Source organism: Streptomyces sp. SID9727, assembly GCF_010550605.1.
GTDB lineage: Bacteria > Actinomycetota > Actinomycetes > Streptomycetales > Streptomycetaceae > Streptomyces.
This window is the reverse complement of sequence record NZ_JAAGNI010000271.1, coordinates 1-1278: the sequence shown is the minus strand read 5'-3', so window position 1 is coordinate 1278 and position 1278 is coordinate 1. Positions and strand designations below refer to the sequence as shown.

The 1278-nt window shown below is 77.0% G+C and carries 1 protein-coding gene; it reads left to right on the top strand.

The features are described 5' to 3' along the window. A partial coding sequence (locus tag G3I41_RS17585; RefSeq protein WP_164401174.1) for an ATP-binding cassette domain-containing protein occupies positions 1 to 1278 on the top strand: 1278 nt, incomplete at both ends.

Sequence of the window (1278 nt, the reverse complement as noted above, 5' to 3'; positions counted from 1 at the left end):
GCTCTCGCCGCCGCGAGCGTGCCCGGGTTCGCGCGGCTGGCCCAGACGCTCGCGGCGGGCGTCGCGGGCACCGACCACCTGGCCGCCGCCCGGGTCCTCGGGCTGGGCCGGCTCCGGCTGCTGTGGCGCCATGTCCTGCCGAACATCGCCGAGCCGCTGCTGCTGAGCGTCACCACGGCGGCGGGCACCGCACTGGTCGCGCTCTCCGGACTGAGCTTCCTGGGCCTGGGCGTCCAGCCTCCGGGCTACGACTGGGGGCAGCTGCTCAGCCAGGGGCTCGACCGGATCTACGCCGAGCCGCTGCCCGCGCTCGCCCCGGGCCTGGCACTCGTGTACGCGGCCCTGACGTTCCAGTTGCTGGGCGAGGTCCTCGCCGGGGGCGCCGCCCGGCGCGGCCGGGTGGTGCGCATCCCGGCACAGCGCTCCGCCCCGAGCGGTCCGGCCGAGGACGGGCAGGTCCTCCAGGTCGACGGCCTCACCGTCGAACTCCCGGCCCCCGCCGGACCGATCCGCCCGGTGCGCGGGGTGAGCCTGTCGCTGGGGCGGGGCGAGATCGTCGGGCTGGTCGGCGAATCGGGGTCGGGCAAGTCGCTGACCGCGCTCGCCGTCGCCGATCTGCTCCCGTACGGCGCCCGGGCCTCCCGGCGTACGCTGCGCCTGCTCGGGACCGACCTCGGCGCGCTGCCCCGGAAGGAGCGGGACCGGCGTCTCGCGACGGGCCTGTCGGTGATCTTCCAGAACCCGGCGTCCGCGCTCAACCCGGCCCTGCGCATCGGCACCCAGCTCACCGAGGCGGTCCGCGCCCATCGGGGGACGAGCCGGGCCGAGGCCACCGCGCGGGCCGCCGAGGCCCTGCGCCGCGTCGCCCTGCCCCCGTCGCTGCTGCGCGCGCGCCCGTACGAACTCTCCGGCGGCCAGCGCCAGCGGGTGATGATCGCCGCCGGGCTGATGGTGCGGCCCGGGCTGATCATCGCGGACGAGCCGACGACCGCGCTCGACGTGACGGTGCAGCGCCAGATCACCCGGCTGCTCGTGGACATCCGGCGGGACACCTCCGCCGCGATCCTGTTCATCAGCCACGATGTCGCGCTGGTCGCCGAGTTCTGCGAGCGGGTGCTGGTCATGTACGCGGGCACCATCGTCGAGGCCCTGCCCGTCGGCCGGCTCGCCGCGGGCGCCCGGCACCCCTACACCCGGGCGCTCGTCGCGTCGGTCCCGGACCTCACCGCCGACCGGGGGCGCCCGCTGCCGACGGTCGAGGGCGCCCCGCCCGATCCG